The organism is Streptomyces sp. NPDC017936 (assembly GCF_044328485.1).
In the GTDB taxonomy this organism is placed as follows: Bacteria; Actinomycetota; Actinomycetes; order Streptomycetales; family Streptomycetaceae; genus Streptomyces.
Window position 1 is genome coordinate 443579 of sequence record NZ_JBIRHK010000006.1, and the last position, 17584, is coordinate 461162.

15 protein-coding genes are annotated in these 17584 nt (G+C 72.0%); 11 read left to right on the forward strand and 4 right to left on the reverse strand.

Annotated elements, in window-relative coordinates; translation table 11 throughout:
- Window positions 1–229: 229 nt before the first annotated feature.
- A complete protein-coding gene (locus ACH4F6_RS15785) occupies window positions 230–793 on the reverse strand; it encodes a fasciclin domain-containing protein (RefSeq protein ID WP_397960707.1) in 564 nt (187 codons plus the stop codon).
- A 571-nt stretch (window positions 794–1364) separates the two neighbouring features.
- On the opposite strand from ACH4F6_RS15785, the gene ACH4F6_RS15790 reads away from it, so the two are divergent.
- Entirely contained in the window at window positions 1365–2072 is a 708-nt protein-coding gene (locus ACH4F6_RS15790; protein ID WP_397960708.1) for a hypothetical protein, read from the forward strand.
- On the opposite strand, the gene ACH4F6_RS15795 is transcribed toward ACH4F6_RS15790, so the two are convergent.
- Complete coding sequence (locus tag ACH4F6_RS15795; protein ID WP_397960709.1) at window positions 2023–2559, reverse strand: hypothetical protein; 537 nt, start codon at window positions 2557–2559, stop codon at window positions 2023–2025. The two genes, ACH4F6_RS15790 and ACH4F6_RS15795, sit on opposite strands and share 50 nt — an antisense overlap.
- A 29-nt stretch (window positions 2560–2588) precedes the next feature.
- On the opposite strand from ACH4F6_RS15795, the gene ACH4F6_RS15800 reads away from it, so the two are divergent.
- The gene (locus ACH4F6_RS15800) at window positions 2589–2963 is read left to right on the forward strand and encodes a hypothetical protein (RefSeq protein WP_397960710.1); all 375 of its coding nucleotides are present in this window, start codon (window positions 2589–2591) and stop codon (window positions 2961–2963) included.
- Window positions 2964–3343: 380 nt separating this feature from the next.
- Window positions 3344–3517, forward strand: a complete 174-nt coding sequence (locus ACH4F6_RS15805) for a hypothetical protein (protein ID WP_397960711.1) — start codon at window positions 3344–3346, stop codon at window positions 3515–3517.
- A gap of 137 nt (window positions 3518–3654) precedes the next feature.
- Here ACH4F6_RS15805 and ACH4F6_RS15810 read toward each other — a convergent pair whose 3' ends face one another.
- Complete coding sequence (locus tag ACH4F6_RS15810) at window positions 3655–4809, reverse strand: S1 family peptidase (protein ID WP_397960712.1); 1155 nt, start codon at window positions 4807–4809, stop codon at window positions 3655–3657.
- Between the two features lie 851 nt (window positions 4810–5660).
- Window positions 5661–7205 carry a SpoIIE family protein phosphatase gene (locus ACH4F6_RS15815; protein ID WP_397960713.1) on the reverse strand — a complete coding sequence of 515 codons (1545 nt, stop codon included), beginning with the start codon at window positions 7203–7205 and terminating at the stop codon, window positions 5661–5663.
- A 325-nt stretch (window positions 7206–7530) separates the two neighbouring features.
- Here ACH4F6_RS15815 and ACH4F6_RS15820 point away from each other — a divergent pair, with 325 nt between their 5' ends.
- From ACH4F6_RS15820 to ACH4F6_RS15855, 8 genes are all read left to right on the forward strand, one after another.
- Complete coding sequence (locus ACH4F6_RS15820) at window positions 7531–8238, forward strand: hypothetical protein (protein ID WP_397960714.1); 708 nt, start codon at window positions 7531–7533, stop codon at window positions 8236–8238.
- Between the two features lie 577 nt (window positions 8239–8815).
- Window positions 8816–9181: a gas vesicle structural protein GvpA gene (locus ACH4F6_RS15825; RefSeq protein ID WP_397960715.1), complete on the forward strand. Its 366-nt coding sequence runs from the start codon at window positions 8816–8818 to the stop codon at window positions 9179–9181.
- 497 nt (window positions 9182–9678) lie between these two features.
- A complete protein-coding gene (locus ACH4F6_RS15830) occupies window positions 9679–10860 on the forward strand; it encodes an ROK family protein (protein WP_397960744.1) in 1182 nt (393 codons plus the stop codon).
- Window positions 10861–11204: 344 nt separating this feature from the next.
- The gene (locus tag ACH4F6_RS15835; RefSeq protein ID WP_397960716.1) at window positions 11205–12725 is read left to right on the forward strand and encodes a sugar ABC transporter ATP-binding protein; all 1521 of its coding nucleotides are present in this window, start codon (window positions 11205–11207) and stop codon (window positions 12723–12725) included.
- Window positions 12722–13756, forward strand: coding sequence for an ABC transporter permease (locus tag ACH4F6_RS15840; protein WP_397960717.1), 1035 nt, complete (start codon window positions 12722–12724; stop codon window positions 13754–13756). The genes ACH4F6_RS15835 and ACH4F6_RS15840 overlap by 4 nt, the downstream gene beginning before the upstream one ends.
- 101 nt (window positions 13757–13857) lie before the next feature.
- Complete coding sequence (locus tag ACH4F6_RS15845) at window positions 13858–14904, forward strand: substrate-binding domain-containing protein (RefSeq protein WP_397960719.1); 1047 nt, start codon at window positions 13858–13860, stop codon at window positions 14902–14904.
- A 68-nt stretch (window positions 14905–14972) separates the two neighbouring features.
- Complete coding sequence (locus tag ACH4F6_RS15850; RefSeq protein WP_397960720.1) at window positions 14973–16187, forward strand: Gfo/Idh/MocA family protein; 1215 nt, start codon at window positions 14973–14975, stop codon at window positions 16185–16187.
- 31 nt (window positions 16188–16218) lie between these two features.
- Window positions 16219–17226, forward strand: coding sequence for a sugar phosphate isomerase/epimerase family protein (locus ACH4F6_RS15855; RefSeq protein WP_397960721.1), 1008 nt, complete (start codon window positions 16219–16221; stop codon window positions 17224–17226).
- The last annotated feature ends 358 nt before the right edge of the window (window positions 17227–17584 follow it).

Sequence of the window (17584 nt, forward strand, 5' to 3'; positions counted from 1 at the left end):
GCAGGGACCCGCGAGACTGCGGGTGAGCAGTCCGCTTGCCGACGAGAGCGGTGGCGGTGACCGTCGGCCTGAGCGTGCTGCTGCACGGTGCCTCGGCCGTCGCCCTCGCCGACCGGTGCGGCCATCGGCACGAGAAGACCACGGCCACGGGTCGGAAGCTGCGTGAGGGAACTCCCGCTCCCGGATCCACACGGGTCGCCGTGCGCCGGGAACGGGAGCGAGCGATGCGTCAGGACGGCGGCTGGAGCACCGCGTCGATGACGTAGATGGTGGCGTTCGCGGCCTTGATGTTGCCGCAGACGATGTTCGCCTTGCCGTTGACCTTGAAGTTGCTGCCCGAGCCCGACGTGGTCAGTTTGCTGCCCTCCACCGTCTTGAAGGAGCCCTTGGGCAACTGGTTCGGGGTGATCTGCTGGTCCACGACGTGGTACGTCAGCACCTTCTTCAGCTGCCCCTCATTGCTGAGCAGCGAGGAGAGCTGCGACACCGTGATCTTCTGGAACGCCTGGTTGTTGGGAGCGAAGAGCGTGATGCCGGGTTTCCCGTCGAGCGTGCTGCCCAGCTTCGCCCTGACCGCGGCGGAGACCAGCTGGCTGAGCTGCGGGTGCGCGGCCGCGGCCTCGACGACCTTGTCCTTGGCCGTGCTGGCCTTCTGGGAGAGCCCCGAGCAGCCGGAACCGAACGTTCCCGACGGGCTGGGAGACGGGGCCTGTGCGTGGCTCTGCGACGCCAGGCCTCCGAGCACGAGCGGGATGGTGACCAGAACTGCCCCGGTGGCCCTTGCTGTCCGCATGCGGGTGAACCTCATCGCAACCTTCCTCCCGTGGAGGCGTGAACACGCGAAGGTCTTGACTGCGGAAGCCCTGGCTTCCGCCGGGCGGGGCGGGGCGGTTGCTGCGCCACGGCCTTGGGCCCTCATCACCCGGCCACTCAGCGAGCATATCCAGCAGGTGTCGGCGACCGCATCTCGAAGCCGGACGCGGTGACCTTCCGCCCCGCCGGCCTCGGGCCGGCGGGCTCGCCGGGGTGACGCAACACGGCCGGCGGGCCGCCAGGACGGGGCGGGTGACCGGCGGGATCCCCTCGCCGTCGGGTGCGGGACCCACCGCCTCGAGCGCCACCGGGCCGTGGCCACGAGTCACGGCAAGCCCGCCGTCCGCCACGAGGCGAGCGTGCCGGTCGCAGTCCTCGACGAGCGGTGGTGGCCGACGAGTCCGTGCCCGCCGGGTGTCTGGCAGTCACATCGGGTCCCTACCGCGTGCTCCGCGTTGTCCCGGTCTTCCCCGGATGCGGCGGCCCGCTTACGCTCGGACCGTTTCGGTGCGAAGTGATCTGCTTGCCCCCGGCGCAGTGAGGCGGCTTCCATGCCCGGATGGACGGACCTGGCGTACACCACGGCCGGCGGTGTCGTCGGCGCCACGGTGACCAACTACCTCTCCATGAACCAGCAACGCCGGCAACTGCGAGCGGCGGTCATGCAACAGCTCCTCCGCGTCGCAGCGGTGCGCGACAGGGTGTGCGACATCGTGCCGAGCCGGAGGGGGAGTCCGCCGCGGCACTCGGCCGGGGCGCCACGGATGCTCGCCACGGCGCGCTTCGGCGTCACGGCGGTCCTGGAGGACGGCCGTGACGCCGAGCACGCCCAGCGGGAAGCGGTCTCGGATCTCGTGGTGGCCGCGCTCTCGGCCGGCGTACCCCGCAGGGTCCTCGACTTCGCCGGGGGCGGCGAGGAACGTGCCCTGCAGTGCGAGGTCATCAAAGTGATCGATCTCCGCCTGGGCGGTGTCCTGGGCGAGTCGCTCGAAGAACTCATGACGCAGTGTGAGGAATACCGGCAGGCGACAGCCCAATACCTGCTCCGGGCCCTGTGGCACCCGTGGCGGACGCGGTGGGGGACGCGCGTGCGCCTTCGCGCGTTGCGCCAGGACGCCGCCGCACTCCGTCGCGGACAAGAAGCGGCGATGTCCGTCCTGGCCCAGCCGGAACACGTCGAAGCCCTCACCGGGCGACTCGGCGGCCGCCCTACGGATCACGACGCACCACGCGTCGACACCCCGGGACCCGCAGCGTAGAAAGTGCCGCGCGGCGTCGATCGGATCCGTTGCGCAACGTCATGACAGACACTTCCGCAACGGCCCCCGGATCCGGCGGAGTTCCGGCGTCCCGTTCTTCCCCGTCCCGTCCACGGGTGCGGAAAGGTCGGCCGCCGCTCCGGCGTACGGCGGTACGCGGACCGGCCGGAAGCGGCGGACGACGAGCTCGCCTCCTGCCTCGACGCCGCCCCGCGCGCGGCTTCCGGGGGACTGCACCGCTGAGCCCCGTGCTGCCCGTTCGCCCTGGACGGGCAGTGCGCCCGTCGAGGCGCCGAGCGGTCTGCGGCCAGGAGGCGGCGCCGGCCTGATCGCCCCGGCGGGCCGGCAGGCCGGAGGCGGTGACGGCCGTGGTGCGGCGGACCAGGTCGGTGAAGTCCAGGCGCATGGCCGCCAGCGCCGGGTCGGAGGCGTAGACCGCCAGCATCGCCTCCGCGGGGCGACTGCACTGCCAGGCCGTCATGGCCATCAGCAGGGTCGACTCCGCCAGGGCGGAGGATGCTCCACCTCGCCGGCCTCGCCGCCCGGCACGGATGGCCGCTGCCGTCGGTCGGCGCGCACCCCGGCTGCACCCGCACCAACCTGATGACCTCCGACCCCACCCTGAACGGCGGCCGGCCCGGCCTGCTCGAATCGCTGCTGTACAAGATCGTGCCGTCCCAGGTACCCGAACAGGGCGCGGAACCCCTGCTGTACGCGGCCACCAGCCCCGACGCCGTACCCGGCGGCTACTACGGCCCGCGCTGGTCCCTGGTCGGCCCGACCAGGGCGACCTCCTTGCCGCGCAGCGCACAGGACGAGACCGTCGCGGCGCGTCTGTGGACCGAGGCCGAACACCTCAGGGGCGTCTCCCTTCCCCTTCGGGACGTCTGAGCGCCCGGACGGGAGGCCCCCGCGACGGGAAGCGGCCACCGGGTCCGCGGCGACGGGATGACGCAGGGGATCGAACCGGAACGGCTGACCGTCCCGGAACCTCACCTGCCGTATCGTTCCTCCCCCTCCAGGAGGGCGCGGAAGCTGCGCGGGGGCCGGCCGGTGAGGCGCTGGACGGTGTCGGGTGCCTGCTCGTCGCTCACTGCCCGGGAAGGCGTGCCGCCCTCGGTTTCCCGTCGCTGAGCCGTGTCCCGGCTCGTTCCGGGGGCGTGCCGACGTGACGGCCGGGAGCGGCCGTCGGGCCGACGCGTCTCGCAGGGCGGCTTTTACCCGTTGTCCCAGGGGGCACACGGTCGGTGAGACCCCACGGAGGTACCGAGATGAGCGCCGGAGAACGGGCCAAGGCGAAGGCCGAACAGATCGTCGGAAAGACCGTGCGGAAGGCGGCCCACGCGGCGCACAGGGAAACCCTCGCAGCGAAGGGCGCCGCCCTGGAAGCACGGGGCAGGGCGCGGGGCGCGAAGGAACAGGCCAAGGGTTCCTTCAAGCACTGAGCGCTTTGCCGAAGGCTTGAACGGCCCCAGGAACGCCGAAGGCCCGGGAAGAGGGAAGTGAGCTCTTGCCGGGCCTTCGGCGAGCGAGGTCTGCCGGGGACGGTGTCGCCGTTCCCGGCAGAGCCCCGCCGTCGCTGTCAGGCGGTGTGCAGACTCAGGCCGTAGCGGGCGAGGATCTCGTTGATCGGCTGGAACCACGTCTCACCGCCGGTGGAGCAGTTGCCCCACCCGCCCGAGGTCACGCCCTGCGCCTGGTCCCCGCTGATGAACGAGCCGCCGGAGTCACCGCCCTCGGCGCAGACGCTGGTCTTCGTCATCTGGTGCACCGCGCCCTGGCTGTAGTTGACCGTCTCGTTCTTCGCCAGGACGGTGCCGCAGCGCCAGTGGGTCGTGGAGCCGGAGCGGCAGATCGACGAGCCCACGGGCGCCTCCGCCGAGCCGCGCACCAGGCGGTCCGGGATCGCTCCCCAGCCGAGGACCACCGGCACGGTCCACCAGCCGCTGTGGATGCTGACGTAGGCGTAGTCGTCACCGGGAAACGACGAGCCCTGGAAGGTGCCCATGGCGGAGCCGTCCCAGCCGCGCACGGCCGCTCCGGCCTGCCCGCAGTGGCCGGCGGTGACGAAGCCGCCGTGTACGGAGAACCCGATCGAGCAGCGGACGTTGCCGGTGTAGTACGGGTCTCCGCCGACCGTCCCCGCCGCGTACGTGCGTGGAGCCTCGGTCGTCTGCTCGACGGTGACGGGGCCGCTGCGGCGGGCCCGCTCGACGAAGGCCCGGACGGCGGGGGCGGCCCGCTCGGCGCGCACGACCGTGACCACGACCGCGTTGGCCCCGGGGTCGACGTGCCAGCCGGCGACACCGGCCGGGGCGGGGAGCGCGTCCAGCTGCGACTTGGCCCTGTCGAGGACCTCCGCGCTGTGCCGCACGAGGCGGGTGTCGGCGCCCAGTGCGCGCACCTCGGGTGCTCTGGAGCGGTCGGTGAGGGCGACGACGAGCCGCCCCGTGGCGGGCTCGAACCACGAGCCGCCGTAGGCGTGTCCGGCGGTGGTCCGGGCCGCCTTCTCGATGTCCGCGGCGGCCCGTTCGGCGCGCAGTCGCTTCTCGGCCTGCGGCGCGCTCAGGCCGAGGTCCCGCTGCAAGGCGTCGAGCAGTCCGGGCGAGACGGAGGCGGCGGCCTCGGTGCGGGGGGTCGAGGGGGCGGCGTTCGCGGCGCCGGCGTGGGCGGTGCCGAGTCCGGCGGCGAGCAGCAGGGCAGCTACGGCGGCGCGCAGGACGGCGGTGCGTTTCACGGGGGCCTCCTGGTGGGGGTGAAGGCATGAGAGCGCTCTCAGGGCGCCGTCCGAAGGCTAGGGCCATTCACTTGGCAGGTCCATACCAATAACCGGCCGTCCGTCGTCCGCCGTCCCGGGATCCGCTCCCACGGCCGCGACAGACGGGGAGACGGCGGCGGGTGACGACCCGTCCGGAGCTCACGGCCCGTGCGTACGCCTCGCTCGCGGAAACGCGACCGTCTTCCCTGCCCGACGCTCGAAGAGGGCTCGGCGGCGCGATCTCTCGGATGTGGGACAGGGGGTGAGGGACGGCGGACCCAGGAGGCGGTCGTCGCTCGTCGACGGCGGTTTCCGGGGCGCGGGTTCACCGTCGTGCGGAGGGAGGGACCGGGGTGGGGTGCTGCCCGGGGTGCTGCCGCGCGAGGGGTGACGCCGTCTCGGTTTCGTGAGTGGGTGCCCGCCGGAGGGGGGCACCGGCGTGCTCGGGGGCGTGGTTCCTCAGGAGCGGCGCCGGTCGTCGACGCACTGGTCATGACTGCTGGACGCGGCCGGCTGCGAAAGCACCCGGTCCGGGGCCGCCTCACCGCTGGAGATCCGGCAGCGACACGCACAAGGACGCGCCCTCGCGGCGTGGACATCGAACGTCCCACACCACGGGGAAAGTTCACGCTCCGCGCTTTCGCCCGTCAGGACACGTCCGAGTGAGGCGAACACGGTGCTGTCGGCCCGGCCCGCCGTACCGGTGACCTGCAGGGCGCCGATCGGCCGACCTCGAAGCGGATCGCCGGGCGGCCGCCGTCGTCCTGGTGCTCCTCCGGGGAACTCCGGTGCGTACGAGGCGGTTTCCGGCCGCGGCGCCGGCCGGCGGATCAGTCGGGGTCGTCGAACATGGCCAGCAGTGCCTGCTCGTCCGTCTCCGGCGCGGGCTGCTCCGGCTGCGGGATCTGCTCGGCCCAGACCGTCTTGCCCTGCGGCATGTAGCGGGCGCCCCAGCTCTTGGTGAACTGCGCCACCAGGAACAGGCCGCGTCCGCCCTCCTCGGTCGTGGCCGCCCGGCGGATGCGCGGAGAGGTGTTGCTGCGGTCGGAGACCTCGCAGATCAGTGAGTCGTCGCGCAGCAACCGCAGGCCCACCGGCCCCCGGCCGCCATAGCGCACGGCGTTGGTGACCAGCTCGCTGACCACCAGCCCGGTGTTGAAGTCCAGCTCCGACATGCCCCACTCGGCGAGCTGAGCACGGGTCAGCGCCCTGGCCCGGGCGACGACCGAGGAGTCGGACGGAAACTCCCAGGACGCCACCCGGTCCTCGGGCAGCGCGTGCACACGGGCCAGGAGGAGGGCGACGTCGTCCTGCGGGCCGTCGGGCGGGAGGGTGTCCGCGACCCGGTCGCAGATGTCCTCCAGCGCCGGACCGGCGAGGTTCAACGAGGCCAGCAGTCGCCCGGTGCGAGCGTCGGTGTCCCCGTAGCCGCGGCCTTCCTTGAGCAGGCCGTCGGTGTACATCGTCAGCACGCTGCCCGCGGGCAGGTCGACGGTGGCGGACTCGTACGGCTGGAGCCCGCCGAGGCCGAGCGGCGGACCGGCCGGCAGGTCGATCAGCCGCGCCCTCCCGTCCGGCGTCAGCAGAGCGGGCGGCGGATGACCGGCCCGTGCGGCGGTGCAGCGGCAGGACACCGGGTCGTACACCGCGTACAGGCAGGTCGTCCCGGTCGCGGGGTCCTGTTCGTCGGCCGATTCGTCGGAGGTGCGGCTGACCAGTTCGTCCAGATGGGCCAGCACCTCTTCGGGCAGCAGGTCCAGCCCGGCCAGCGTGCGCACCGCCGTGCGCAGCCGGCCCATGGTCGCCGCCGCCTGCAGACCGGTTCCGGGCACGTCCCCGACGAGCAGCGCCACGCGCAGCCCGGACAGCGGGATCGCGTCGAACCAGTCCCCGCCCACACCTGCCTCGGTGTCCGCGGGCAGATACCGGGAGGCGAGGTCGACGGCGCTGAGCCGGGGCAGGGCGTGCGGCAGCAGGCTGTGCTGCAGGGTGAGGGAGGCGTGGTGCTCCCGGCGGTAGTGGCGGGCGTTGTCCACGCTGATCGCGGCACGGGCCGCCAGCTCGGCCGCCAGCGTCAGGTCGTCCTGCTCGTACGGCCTCGTCCTGCCGCGGCGGTAGAACCCTGCCAGGCCCAGGACGGAGCCCCGCGTGCGCAGGGGAGCGCCCAGGTAGGAGTGCACGCCCTCGCCCAGCAGGCCGACGGGGTGCGCCCGGTCCGCCGGGTGCCCGGCCAGGGCGGCGGTCACCACCGAGTCCGTGACCGGCTGCCCGGTCTCCAGGCACCGGGCCTGGGGTGTACCGGCGGGGTGGACGGCCGGTTCGTCCACGCCCCCGACCGGGGTGTCGCGGGAGTCCTCGCCCGCCCAGGCGGCCACCCGGCGCAGTGCCGCGTCGGGGCCCAGCCATCGGGGGGGGTGGCTCTTCGCCCGCCAGGACGCTCTCCAACAGATCGACGACGACCAGGTCGGCGAAACGGGGCACGGCGATCTCCGCCAGCTGCTCGGCCGTACGCCACATGTCCAGGGTGGTGCCGAGCCGGCTGCCCGCCTCGTTCAGCAGGGACAGCCGCCCACGCGCCTCGGCGGCGAGTCGGCCGACACCCGGCTCGCCCACCAGCAGCAGCCACGCGTCGGTGGGGTCGGCGGCGTGCGGTCGCTCCGTCGTACCGGGCGGGTTCGCCCCCGCCACCTCGGTGGGACGGTGCAGAAGCGGCACGCGCCGGCCGCCGGGGGCGGTCGCGGTGAGCGGGCCCGTCGTCCCGGTGCCGCGGGCGTCCTCGAAGCTGACCTCGATCGCCGCGCCCTCCGCGTCGCCGTGGTGCAGCTCTCGGCGGCGCAGCATGGCCACACGGCTGCCCGAGAGCGGCACGTCGGCGAACGTCTCACCGGTCGAGGAGATCAGTTCGACGGCACGCTCCAGCAGCATCAACCGCTCCTGCGGGGCCAGCCGGGGCGCCGGTCCGCCGAGCCGGGACAGCTCTCCCGAGCCGAGGTCCAGCTCGGTCCGTCCGCCGCGCTCCCTGGCCCGGCGGAAGGTGCGCATCAGCTCGAGTTCACGGGTCGTGCCCAGTTCCAGCAGACGTTCCCCGATGCGTTCGGTGGCGTCCTGCAGAGCCAGCGCCATGCCGGGGGCGGCGAGCACGCGGGGCACGGAAAGGTTGACCGCGCCCCGCACGGTACCGCCCACGGGGTCGCGCACCGGCGCGGCCATGCACGTCAGCTCCTTGAGGTCGTGCAAGAAGTGTTCGTGACCGACGACCACGAACGGCGCCCTGGTGCTCAGCACCATGCTGACGCTGCTGGTCCCCATGAATCGCTCATCGACGTTGGCGCCCGGCACCAGGGAGGCGGCGTCCATCAGCTTCAGCCCCGCCGGGTCGCCCCACCGAACGAGGATGTTCGCCTGTGAGTCGGCCAGCGCCACGGTCACGGGCACGCTCGAGAACCGTTCGCACAGCCGGTCCAGCACGGGCGTGGCGGCTCGGATCAGCCGGGAGTCGGGATCCAGGTCGCTTTCGATCGGCAGAGCCGCCCGCTCGCGGTCGATGCCGAGCGACTGCGAGCGCTGCCAGGAGGCGAGGATCTCAGGACGTACTCCGGGAACCAGCGGCGTCCGGTCGTCTCGACCGCCGCCCGGAGGAGTCGGATAAAGCGCCACGGAACCAGGATAATCGGGTGATTGGTGCATGTGTCTCGCAGGACAGGTGGGGCAGGGGCATCCGGCGACGTCGGCCCGGTGGTTCCCGGGAGAGCGGCACGCACCGCGGCGGGAACCCGAGCGCGACGTCGATGACGTGGGAAGCGCCGTGCTTCCGGGGGAGGGGCGGGCGATCTTCGTACCGATTCGTGACGGCGGTCCACCTCGCCGGGAGGCGTACATGTGTGGTCATGGAAGGAGGGGCTACCCGCACCTGCAAGCCTCCGTCACGGCCGGGGGCGGCGCCGAGGTGACCACGCGAAGAAGGACGGCAAGGGGGTAGGTCGGGATGACCGTGGGGACACAGCAGGGTGGCGGGGGCGGTTCCAGCGGCCTCTACGACGTTCTGGAGCTCATTCTCGACCGCGGGCTGGTGATCGACGCGTTCGTGCGGGTCTCCCTCGTCGGGATAGAGATACTCAAGATCGACATACGGATCGTGGTGGCCAGCGTCGACACCTACCTCCGCTTCGCCGAGGCGTGCAACCGCCTCGATCTCGAGGCGGGACCGCGCAAGCCGGCCGGGCTCACGGAGCTCACGGGGCGGCTCACGGAGTCCGGCGCCCGCGGCAAGACCAAGGGAGCCCTGTCCGGCGCCGCGGAGGCGATCTCCGACGCCTTCCAGCAAGCGCGGAAGGAGGGCCGGAGGTCTTAGAGCCCGCAACGGGCGGAGCATCTGTTCGGTGCGGCTGGGCATCCGGCGCGAAGAAGGGGGCGAGCGGGTCGAACGAAGCCTCGCCAGGGCCTCCTGCCGCCAGGTGCTCCGCCTCGGCCGCATGCGTGTCGGCGAGGACTGTTGCCGACTCCGTGGGGGACGGCATCGTCATGCCGTCGGCATGACCACCGGCGGGCGGCCTTGCCGGCGGCGGTCGGACATCGTCGTGCGTCGTGGTCGGCGCTTCCGCCGCACCCCCTGCTCGCCGCACCCTGAGCTCGCCCCGGTCCGGTCGCCCTCGTGCACGGCTCCCGTGGTCGCCGGTCGACTTTGTCCTGCACGTGGAAGAAGTCGTACCTGGATGGTGCGCAAGTTCTTCCCAGCCCGGTGAATCGCTGCTAGCTTCCTCCCCGAAAGCCGGACGACCACAGCCGACGGAGGCATGGCGCCCGGGTCCCCAGCCGCAGGCGAGGGAAGGGGAGGGGTTCGTGCGACGGATGACTGCTCGGCCTGAGAACGCGCATCAGGCGCGGCTGCTTCGTCTGCTGCGTGACAGCGGGGCCAACTCCCGTGCCCAGCTCGGCGATCTGGTGGACCTGTCGCGTTCGAAGCTGGCTGTCGAGGTGGACCGGCTGCTGGAGACGGGGCTGGTGGTCGCGGACGGGCTCGCCCCCTCACGGGGCGGTCGGCGTTCGCACAACATCCGCCTCGCACCGGCGCTGCGTTTCCTCGGTGTCGACATCGGTGCCACGTCGATCGATGTGGCCGTGACGAACGCGGAGTTGGAGGTCCTGGGGCATCTGAATCATCCGATGGACGTCCGGGAAGGGCCCGTTGCGGTCTTCGAGCAGGTGCTGTCGATGGCTGCCAAGCTGAAGGCTTCCGGTGTCGCGGAGGGCTTCGACGGCGCCGGGATCGGTGTCCCGGGACCGGTCCGCTTCCCGGAGGGGGTGCCGGTCGCGCCTCCCATCATGCCGGGCTGGGACGGCTTCCCGGTGCGGGAGGCGCTCAGCCAGGAACTGGGCTGCCCGGTCATGGTCGACAACGACGTGAACCTGATGGCGGTGGGGGAGCAGCACGCGGGTGTGGCCCGTTCCGTGGGTGACTTCCTGTGCATCAAGATCGGGACCGGGATCGGCTGCGGGATCGTGGTCGGTGGCCAGGTCTACCGCGGGACGACGGGCAGCGCCGGCGACATCGGCCATATTCAGGTGGAACCGGGAGGCCGTGCGTGCGCGTGCGGCAACCACGGTTGTCTGGAGGCGCATTTCAGCGGTGCCGCGTTGGCCGGTGACGCGGAGGAGGCCGCGCGTGCGGGCCGTTCGGTGGAGCTCGCCGCTCGGCTGGAGACCGCCGGGCGCCTGACGGCCGCGGACGTGTCGGCCGCCGCCGCAGCGGGCGACACGGTGGCCCTGGAGCTGATCCGGGAGGGCGGGAAGCGTCTGGGGCAGGTCATCGCCGGGCTCGTCAGTTTCTTCAATCCGGGGCTGGTGGTGATCGGCGGTGGTGTCACGGGGCTCGGGCACACGCTGCTGGCCAGTGTCCGGACCCAGGTGTACCGGCAGTCGTTGCCGCTGGCCACGGGCAACCTGCCGATCGTACTGGGGGAGTTGGGGCCGACCGCCGGGGTCATCGGCGCGGCCCGGCTCATCAGCGATCACCTGTTCTCACCGGCCTGACCGCGGCCGGCACCCGCCGGGCGCATTCCACCACGGGCGTCACGACGATCCCTGACGCCAGAAGCCGACAGATCCACCACAGCCACCACAGGGCCACCACCACCACAGTCACCACAGAGTCACCGCAGCCACCACGAGCCACCGCAGCACCGCCGTACCACCGCACGACGCTGCGACGGCCGGCTCCGCCCCAGCCCTGGTCGCGGGCCGATCCGCCCCGCCTGCCCTGCCCACCCCCGCCCCGGCACAGACGACGCCAGGACCTTCCCACCGCTGCCCATGTAACCGATCCACCCTGTCCAGCCCTGCCCGCCCACGGCCGGCACCTGCCGAGGGGATTCCTCATGGCACCACCACCTCTGCTCACCATGTCGGGCATCACCAAGTCGTTCCCGGGCGTCCGTGCCCTGGCCGGTGTGGACCTCGAGGTCCAGGCCGGTGAAGTCCACTGCCTCCTCGGTCAGAACGGTGCCGGGAAGTCCACGCTGATCAAAGTGCTCGCCGGAGCCCACCAGCCCGACGACGGTGAGATCACCTGGCGAGGCGAGCCCGTGACCCTGAGGTCGCCGGTCGCCGCCATGCGTCTGGGCATCGCCACCATCTACCAGGAACTCGACCTGATCGAGGGGCTGTCCGTCGCGGAGAACGTCTTCCTCGGGCACGAACCCACGTCCGCCGGGTTCGTCGTGCGCGGCTCCGCCGCCCGTACGGCGACCGCGGAACTGCTCGAACGCCTCGGGCACCCGGAGATCGACCCCGCGCGGCTGGTCGGCGACCTGTCCGCGGCGCAGCAGCAGATCGTCTCGATGGCCCGTGCGCTTTCCCACGAGGTGCGGCTGATCGTGATGGACGAGCCGTCGGCGGCGCTCGACCCCGACGAGGTCGACAACCTCTTCAGGATCGTGGGCGATCTGACGGCCGACGGTGTCGCCGTCGTCTACATCTCCCACCGTCTCGAGGAGATCCGGCGCATCGGCGACCGGGTGACGGTGCTGAAGGACGGCCGGGCCGTCGCCGGCGGTCTGCCCGCCGAGACCACTCCGACCAAGGAGATCGTGGCCCTGATGACCGGGCGGAACGTCGAGTACGTCTTCCCCGAGCGCCCCCGGGCGGGGTTCGCCGCGGAGAGGGAACCGGTGCTCACGGTCCAAGGGCTGGCCCGGCGGGGCGAGTTCGCGCCCGTCGACCTGGAGTTGCGGCCCGGTGAGATCGTGGGTCTGGCCGGGCTCGTCGGGTCCGGGCGCAGCGAGATCCTGGAGACGATCTACGGGGCCCGCAAGGCCGACGGCGGCCGTGTCCTCGTCGAGGGGACCCCCCTGCCTCCCGGCAGCGTCCGCGCCGCCGTCCGCGCCGGCATCGGCCTCGCTCCGGAGGAACGCAAGGCGCAGGGCCTGCTGATGCTGGAGTCCGTCAGCAGCAACGTGTCGATCTCCACCCTGTCCCGGTTCGCCCGCGCGGGCTGGCTGGACCGGCGTGCCGAGCGCGCCGCGGCGCACCGGGCGGTTCGGGAGCTGTCCCTGCGGCCGGACAATCCCGATGCCGCGATCAGGACGCTGTCCGGCGGCAACCAGCAGAAGGCGGTGCTCGCACGCTGGCTGTTGCGCGGTTGCAAGGTGCTGCTGCTGGACGAGCCGACCCGCGGCGTCGACATCGGCGCCCGGGCCGAGCTCTACGCAGTGATCCGCCGGCTCGCCGACGAGGGCCTGGCCGTACTCCTCGTCTCCAGTGAGGTGCCCGAAGTGCTGGGTCTCGCCGACCGGGTGCTGGTGCTCCGCGAAGGCAGCGTCGTGCACACGGCGGACGCCCGGGAGCTCGACGAGCACCGTGTACTCGATCTCGTGATGGAAGGGAGCCCGACGTCATGACGCAGCCGGCCGCCGCGGCGCACAAGGAAGCGCCGAAATCCGCCGCCGAGTCCGCGACGGACAAGAAGGGTGCGCGCCGACCGCTCGGACTGCGGTGGGACGTGCGCAGCCTGTCGTTGCTCGGCGTCCTCGCCGCACTCGTCGCGGTCGGTGGGATCACCGCGCCGGACGAGTTCCTCGCGACGAGCAATCTGCAGCTCGTCCTCACCCAGGCGTCCGTGATCGGTGTCGTCACCGTCGGCATGACGTTCGTCATCACCAGCGGCGGTATCGACCTGTCGGTCGGCGCGATCGTGGCACTCGCCTCGGTGTGGGCGACGACCGTGGCCACGCAGGAGTTCGGCTTCGCGGGCATCCTCTTCACCGCCGTGATCGTCGGTGTGGGCTGTGGCCTCGTGAACGGCCTGCTGATCGCCTACGGCAGGATGGTGCCGTTCATCGCGACGCTGGCCATGCTCGCCTCCGCGCGGGGGCTGGCGTTGCAGATCACGGACGGCAGGACCCAGATCGTGACCGTCCAATCGGTGCTCGACCTCGGTGTCCGGGACGCCTACGTCCTCGGCGTCCCGCCCCTGGTCCTGGTCTTCGCCGCGGTCACCGTCATCGGCTGGCTGCTCCTCAACCGCACCACCTTCGGCCGCCGCACCGTCGCGGTCGGCGGCAACGCGGAAGCGGCTCGGCTCGCCGGCATCGACGTCCGCCGCCAGCGCCTGTACCTGTACCTGCTGTCCGGCCTGTGCTGCGGTATCGCCGCGTTCATGCTGATCGTGCTCGCCGGCTCGGGGCAGAACACCAACGGCAACCTCTACGAGCTGGACGCCATCGCCGCGGCCATCATCGGCGGCACCCTGCTCAGCGGCGGCCGCGGCACCATCGTCGGCTCCGTCCTGGGTGTCCTGGTCTTCACCACGATCACCAACATCTTCGCCCTCAACAACCTCGAGACCGCTGTCCAGCAGATCGCGAAGGGCGCCATCATCGTCGCCGCCGTCCTGGTCCAGCACCGCTCGCTGCGCGGCGGCGACGCCTGACGCGGCACGGCACACCGTCGGCGCGGGTCCTGACCCCGCCGTCCGGCACCCCCCACATCCTTCACCTCACGCACACCGCCCAGTCGAAGGGTCGATCCGCCATGGCAAGAATCCCGGCCACCAGCCGCAGAGCACTGCTGTTCGGCACCGCAGCCGCTTCCGCCGGCGCGCTGCTGACGGCGTGCACCAGCAACGAGCCCAGCAAGCAGGAACAGGCCACGAACAACGCCCCGGCCGCGGACGACAAGCCGGGCAAGGCCGTCACCATCGGCTTCGCCGGCCCCCAGGCCGACCACGGCTGGCTGAACGCCATCAACCAGAACGCCAAGTCGCGCGCGGAGAAGTACTCCGACGTCACGCTGGAGATCACCGAGGGCTCCAACGACACCGCCCAGCAGATCGGCCAGATCCAGACCCTGATCAACAAGAAGGTCGACGTCCTGGTGATCCTGCCGGCCGACGGCAAGGCGCTCACCCAGGTCGGTCTGCAGGCCATGAAGGCGGGCATCCCCGTCGTCAACCTGGACCGCATCTTCGCCTCCCCGCAGGCGTACCGCTGCTGGATCGGCGGCGACAACTACGGCATGGGCTTCAACGCCGGCCACTACATCGGCGAGCAGCTCAAGGACAAGCCGAACGCCAAGGTCGTCGAACTCGCCGGACTCGACAACCTCGAACTGACCAAGCAGCGCACCCAGGGCTTCGACGACGCCCTGAAGAACTACCCCAACATCAGGAAGGTGGCCCGCCAGGCGGCCGACTTCACGGTGGAGTCCGGCCAGGCCAAGACCGCACAACTGCTGCAGGCACAGTCGCAGTTCGACGCGCTGTGGAACCACGACGACGACCAGGGCGTGGGCGCGCTGCGCGCCATCGAACAGGCCGGCCGGGACGACTTCCTGATGGTCGGGGGAGCGGGCGCCAAGTCCGCGATGGACGCCATCAAGGCCGACAACGGCGTTCTCAAGGCGACCGTCCTGTACCCGCCGACGATGGCCGCCTCCGCCATCGACCTCGCCCGCGCCCTCGGCCAGGGCAAGGGCGTCGGCGGCCTCGCCGAGTTCGAGATCCCGTCCTCGCTGACCCTCTACTCGGCCGTGGTCACCAAGGACAACGTCGACCAGTACCTGCCGACCGGCTTCATCTGACCGGTCCGGGCCCCGGGCCCCACCAGCACAGCGATGAGTCAGTGACACTCCGACGAGGAGGAATCCGCATGGAACAGAGGGACAGTCGGGCCGCGCCGCCGGCACTCGGCGTGGGCATGGTCGGCTACGCGTTCATGGGCGCCGCGCACTCGCAAGGATGGCGCACCGTGGGGCGCGTGTTCGACCTGCCGCTGCGGCCGGTCCTCGCCGCGATCGCCGGCCGCGACGCGCACGCCGTGCAGGCGGCGGCCGACAAGCACGGCTGGGCCACGGCGGAGACCGACTGGCGCGCCCTCGTGGCCCGCGACGACGTGCAGCTCGTCGACATCTGCACACCGGGCGACAGCCATGCGGAGATCGCGATCGCGGCACTGGAGGCCGGCAAGCACGTGCTGTGCGAGAAGCCCCTGGCCAATTCGGTGGCCGAGGCGGAGGCCATGGTCGCGGCGGCCGAAGCGGCCCGCGCACGCGGGCAGCTGGCGATGGTGGGCTTCAACTACCGGCGCGTGCCCGCCCTCGCCCACGCACGCCGGCTGATCGCCGACGGCCGGCTCGGCGCGCTGCGCCACGTACGGGTCACCTACCTCCAGGACTGGCTGGTCGACCCCGACTTCCCGCTGACCTGGCGGCTGCAGCGCGAGCACGCGGGGTCGGGGGCGCTGGGCGACCTGGGCGCGCACATCGTCGATCTCGCCCAGTACCTGGCGGGTGAGGTGCTGGTCGGGGTCTCCGCCCAGACGGAGACCTTCGTCGGGGAGCGCCCCCGCCTCGACGGCGCCTCCTCCGGCCTGACCGCTTCCGGCGGCGCCGGGCGCGGGCCGGTCACGGTCGACGACGCGGCCGTCTTCACCGGCCGGCTCTCCTCGGGTGCGCTCGCCACGTTCGAGGCGACCCGCATGGCGCCGGGACGCAAGAACGCCCTGCGGCTGGAGGTCAACGGCGAGTTCGGCTCACTCGCCTTCGACCTCGAGCGGCTCAACGAACTGTCCTTCCACGACCACCGGGAACCGGCCACCACGGCCGGGTTCCGCAGGATCGTCGTCACCGAGGCCGAGCACCCGTACCTGGAGGCCTGGTGGCCGCCGGGCCACGCCCTCGGCTACGAGCACACCTTCACCCACCAGGCCCGCGACCTGGTCCTGGCCATCGCGTCCGGCACCGACCCGGTGCCGTCGTTCGCCGACGGTCTGCAGGTGCAGCGGGTGCTCGCCGCGGTGGAGGAGAGCGCGCAGAAGAACGCCGTCTACACCCCCGTCCAGGCAGTCCAGGCCGAAGTCCGGTAGAGACCCGGCAGGAACCCCGATCGGAGGCGCCATGCCACGCCCGTTCACCCTGTTCACCGGTCAGTGGGCCGACCTGCCGCTGGAGGAGGTCTGCCGGCTGGCCCGCGACTTCGGCTACGACGGCCTCGAACTCGCCTGCTGGGGCGACCACTTCGAGGTCGACAAGGCCCTGGCCGACCCGTCCTACCTGGCCGGCCGGCACGCCCTGCTGGACAAGTACGGCCTCACCTGCTGGGCGATCTCCAACCATCTCGTCGGCCAGGCCGTCTGCGACAACCCCATCGACGAACGGCACCAGGGCATCCTGCCCGCCCGCATCTGGGGCGACGGGGAGCCGGAAGGCGTACGCCGGCGTGCCGCGGCCGAGATCGAGGACACGGCGCGTGCCGCGGCCGCCTTCGGCGTCGACACGGTCGTCGGTTTCACCGGATCGTCGATCTGGCATCTGGTGGCGATGTTCCCACCGGTACCGGAGCGGATGATCGAGCGCGGCTACGAGGACTTCGCGGAGCGCTGGAACCCGATCCTCGACGTGTTCGACGCCGAGGGCGTCCGTTTCGCCCACGAGGTCCATCCGAGCGAGATCGCCTACGACTACTGGACCACCCGGCGCGCCCTGGACGCGGTGGACAACCGGCCGGCCTTCGGGCTCAACTTCGACCCCAGCCACTTCGTCTGGCAGGACCTGGACCCGGTCGGCTTCCTCTATGACTTCCGGGACCGGATCTACCACGTCGACTGCAAGGAGGCCCGCAAGCGTCTGGACGGGCGCAACGGGCGCCTCGGCTCCCATCTGCCCTGGGGCGACCCGCGGCGCGGCTGGGACTTCGTCTCCGCCGGGCACGGTGACGTCCCCTGGGAGGACGTGTTCCGGATGCTGCGCTCGATCGGCTACGACGGTCCCATCTCCGTGGAGTGGGAGGACGCGGGCATGGACCGCCTCGTCGGTGCGCCGCAGGCGCTCGCCGATCTCAAGCGGTTCGACTTCGACCCGCCCTCCGCGTCCTTCGACGCCGCCTTCGGAGGCGGCGACAAGTAGGAGGGGGCACCGCGGGAGTCCCGCCCCCGGGGGGGGCTCCCGCGACCGACCCCGCGGCCGGCTGGACCGGTGCCCGGCGGTGAGAAGGCCGCCGGGCCGGTCCGGGCTGCCCGGACGCGCCTTTGTCCTGAGTCGGGAGGAAGTTTCGACTTCTTCGTGCACAAGGGCTTTCCGCGGAGGACGAACGCGGCTACGGTCCCCTCTCGTGCACAGCCACCGCACAGGGGTCCGCCGCTGACGGCGCGTTCCGGTCGCACGGTTCCCCACTCGTCCGGCCGGCCCACGGAGGACATCCGTACCCAGCACACGAGCAAGCGCCCCCAGGAATCCCGCACTCGTCACCGGCGGCCCTCACGCC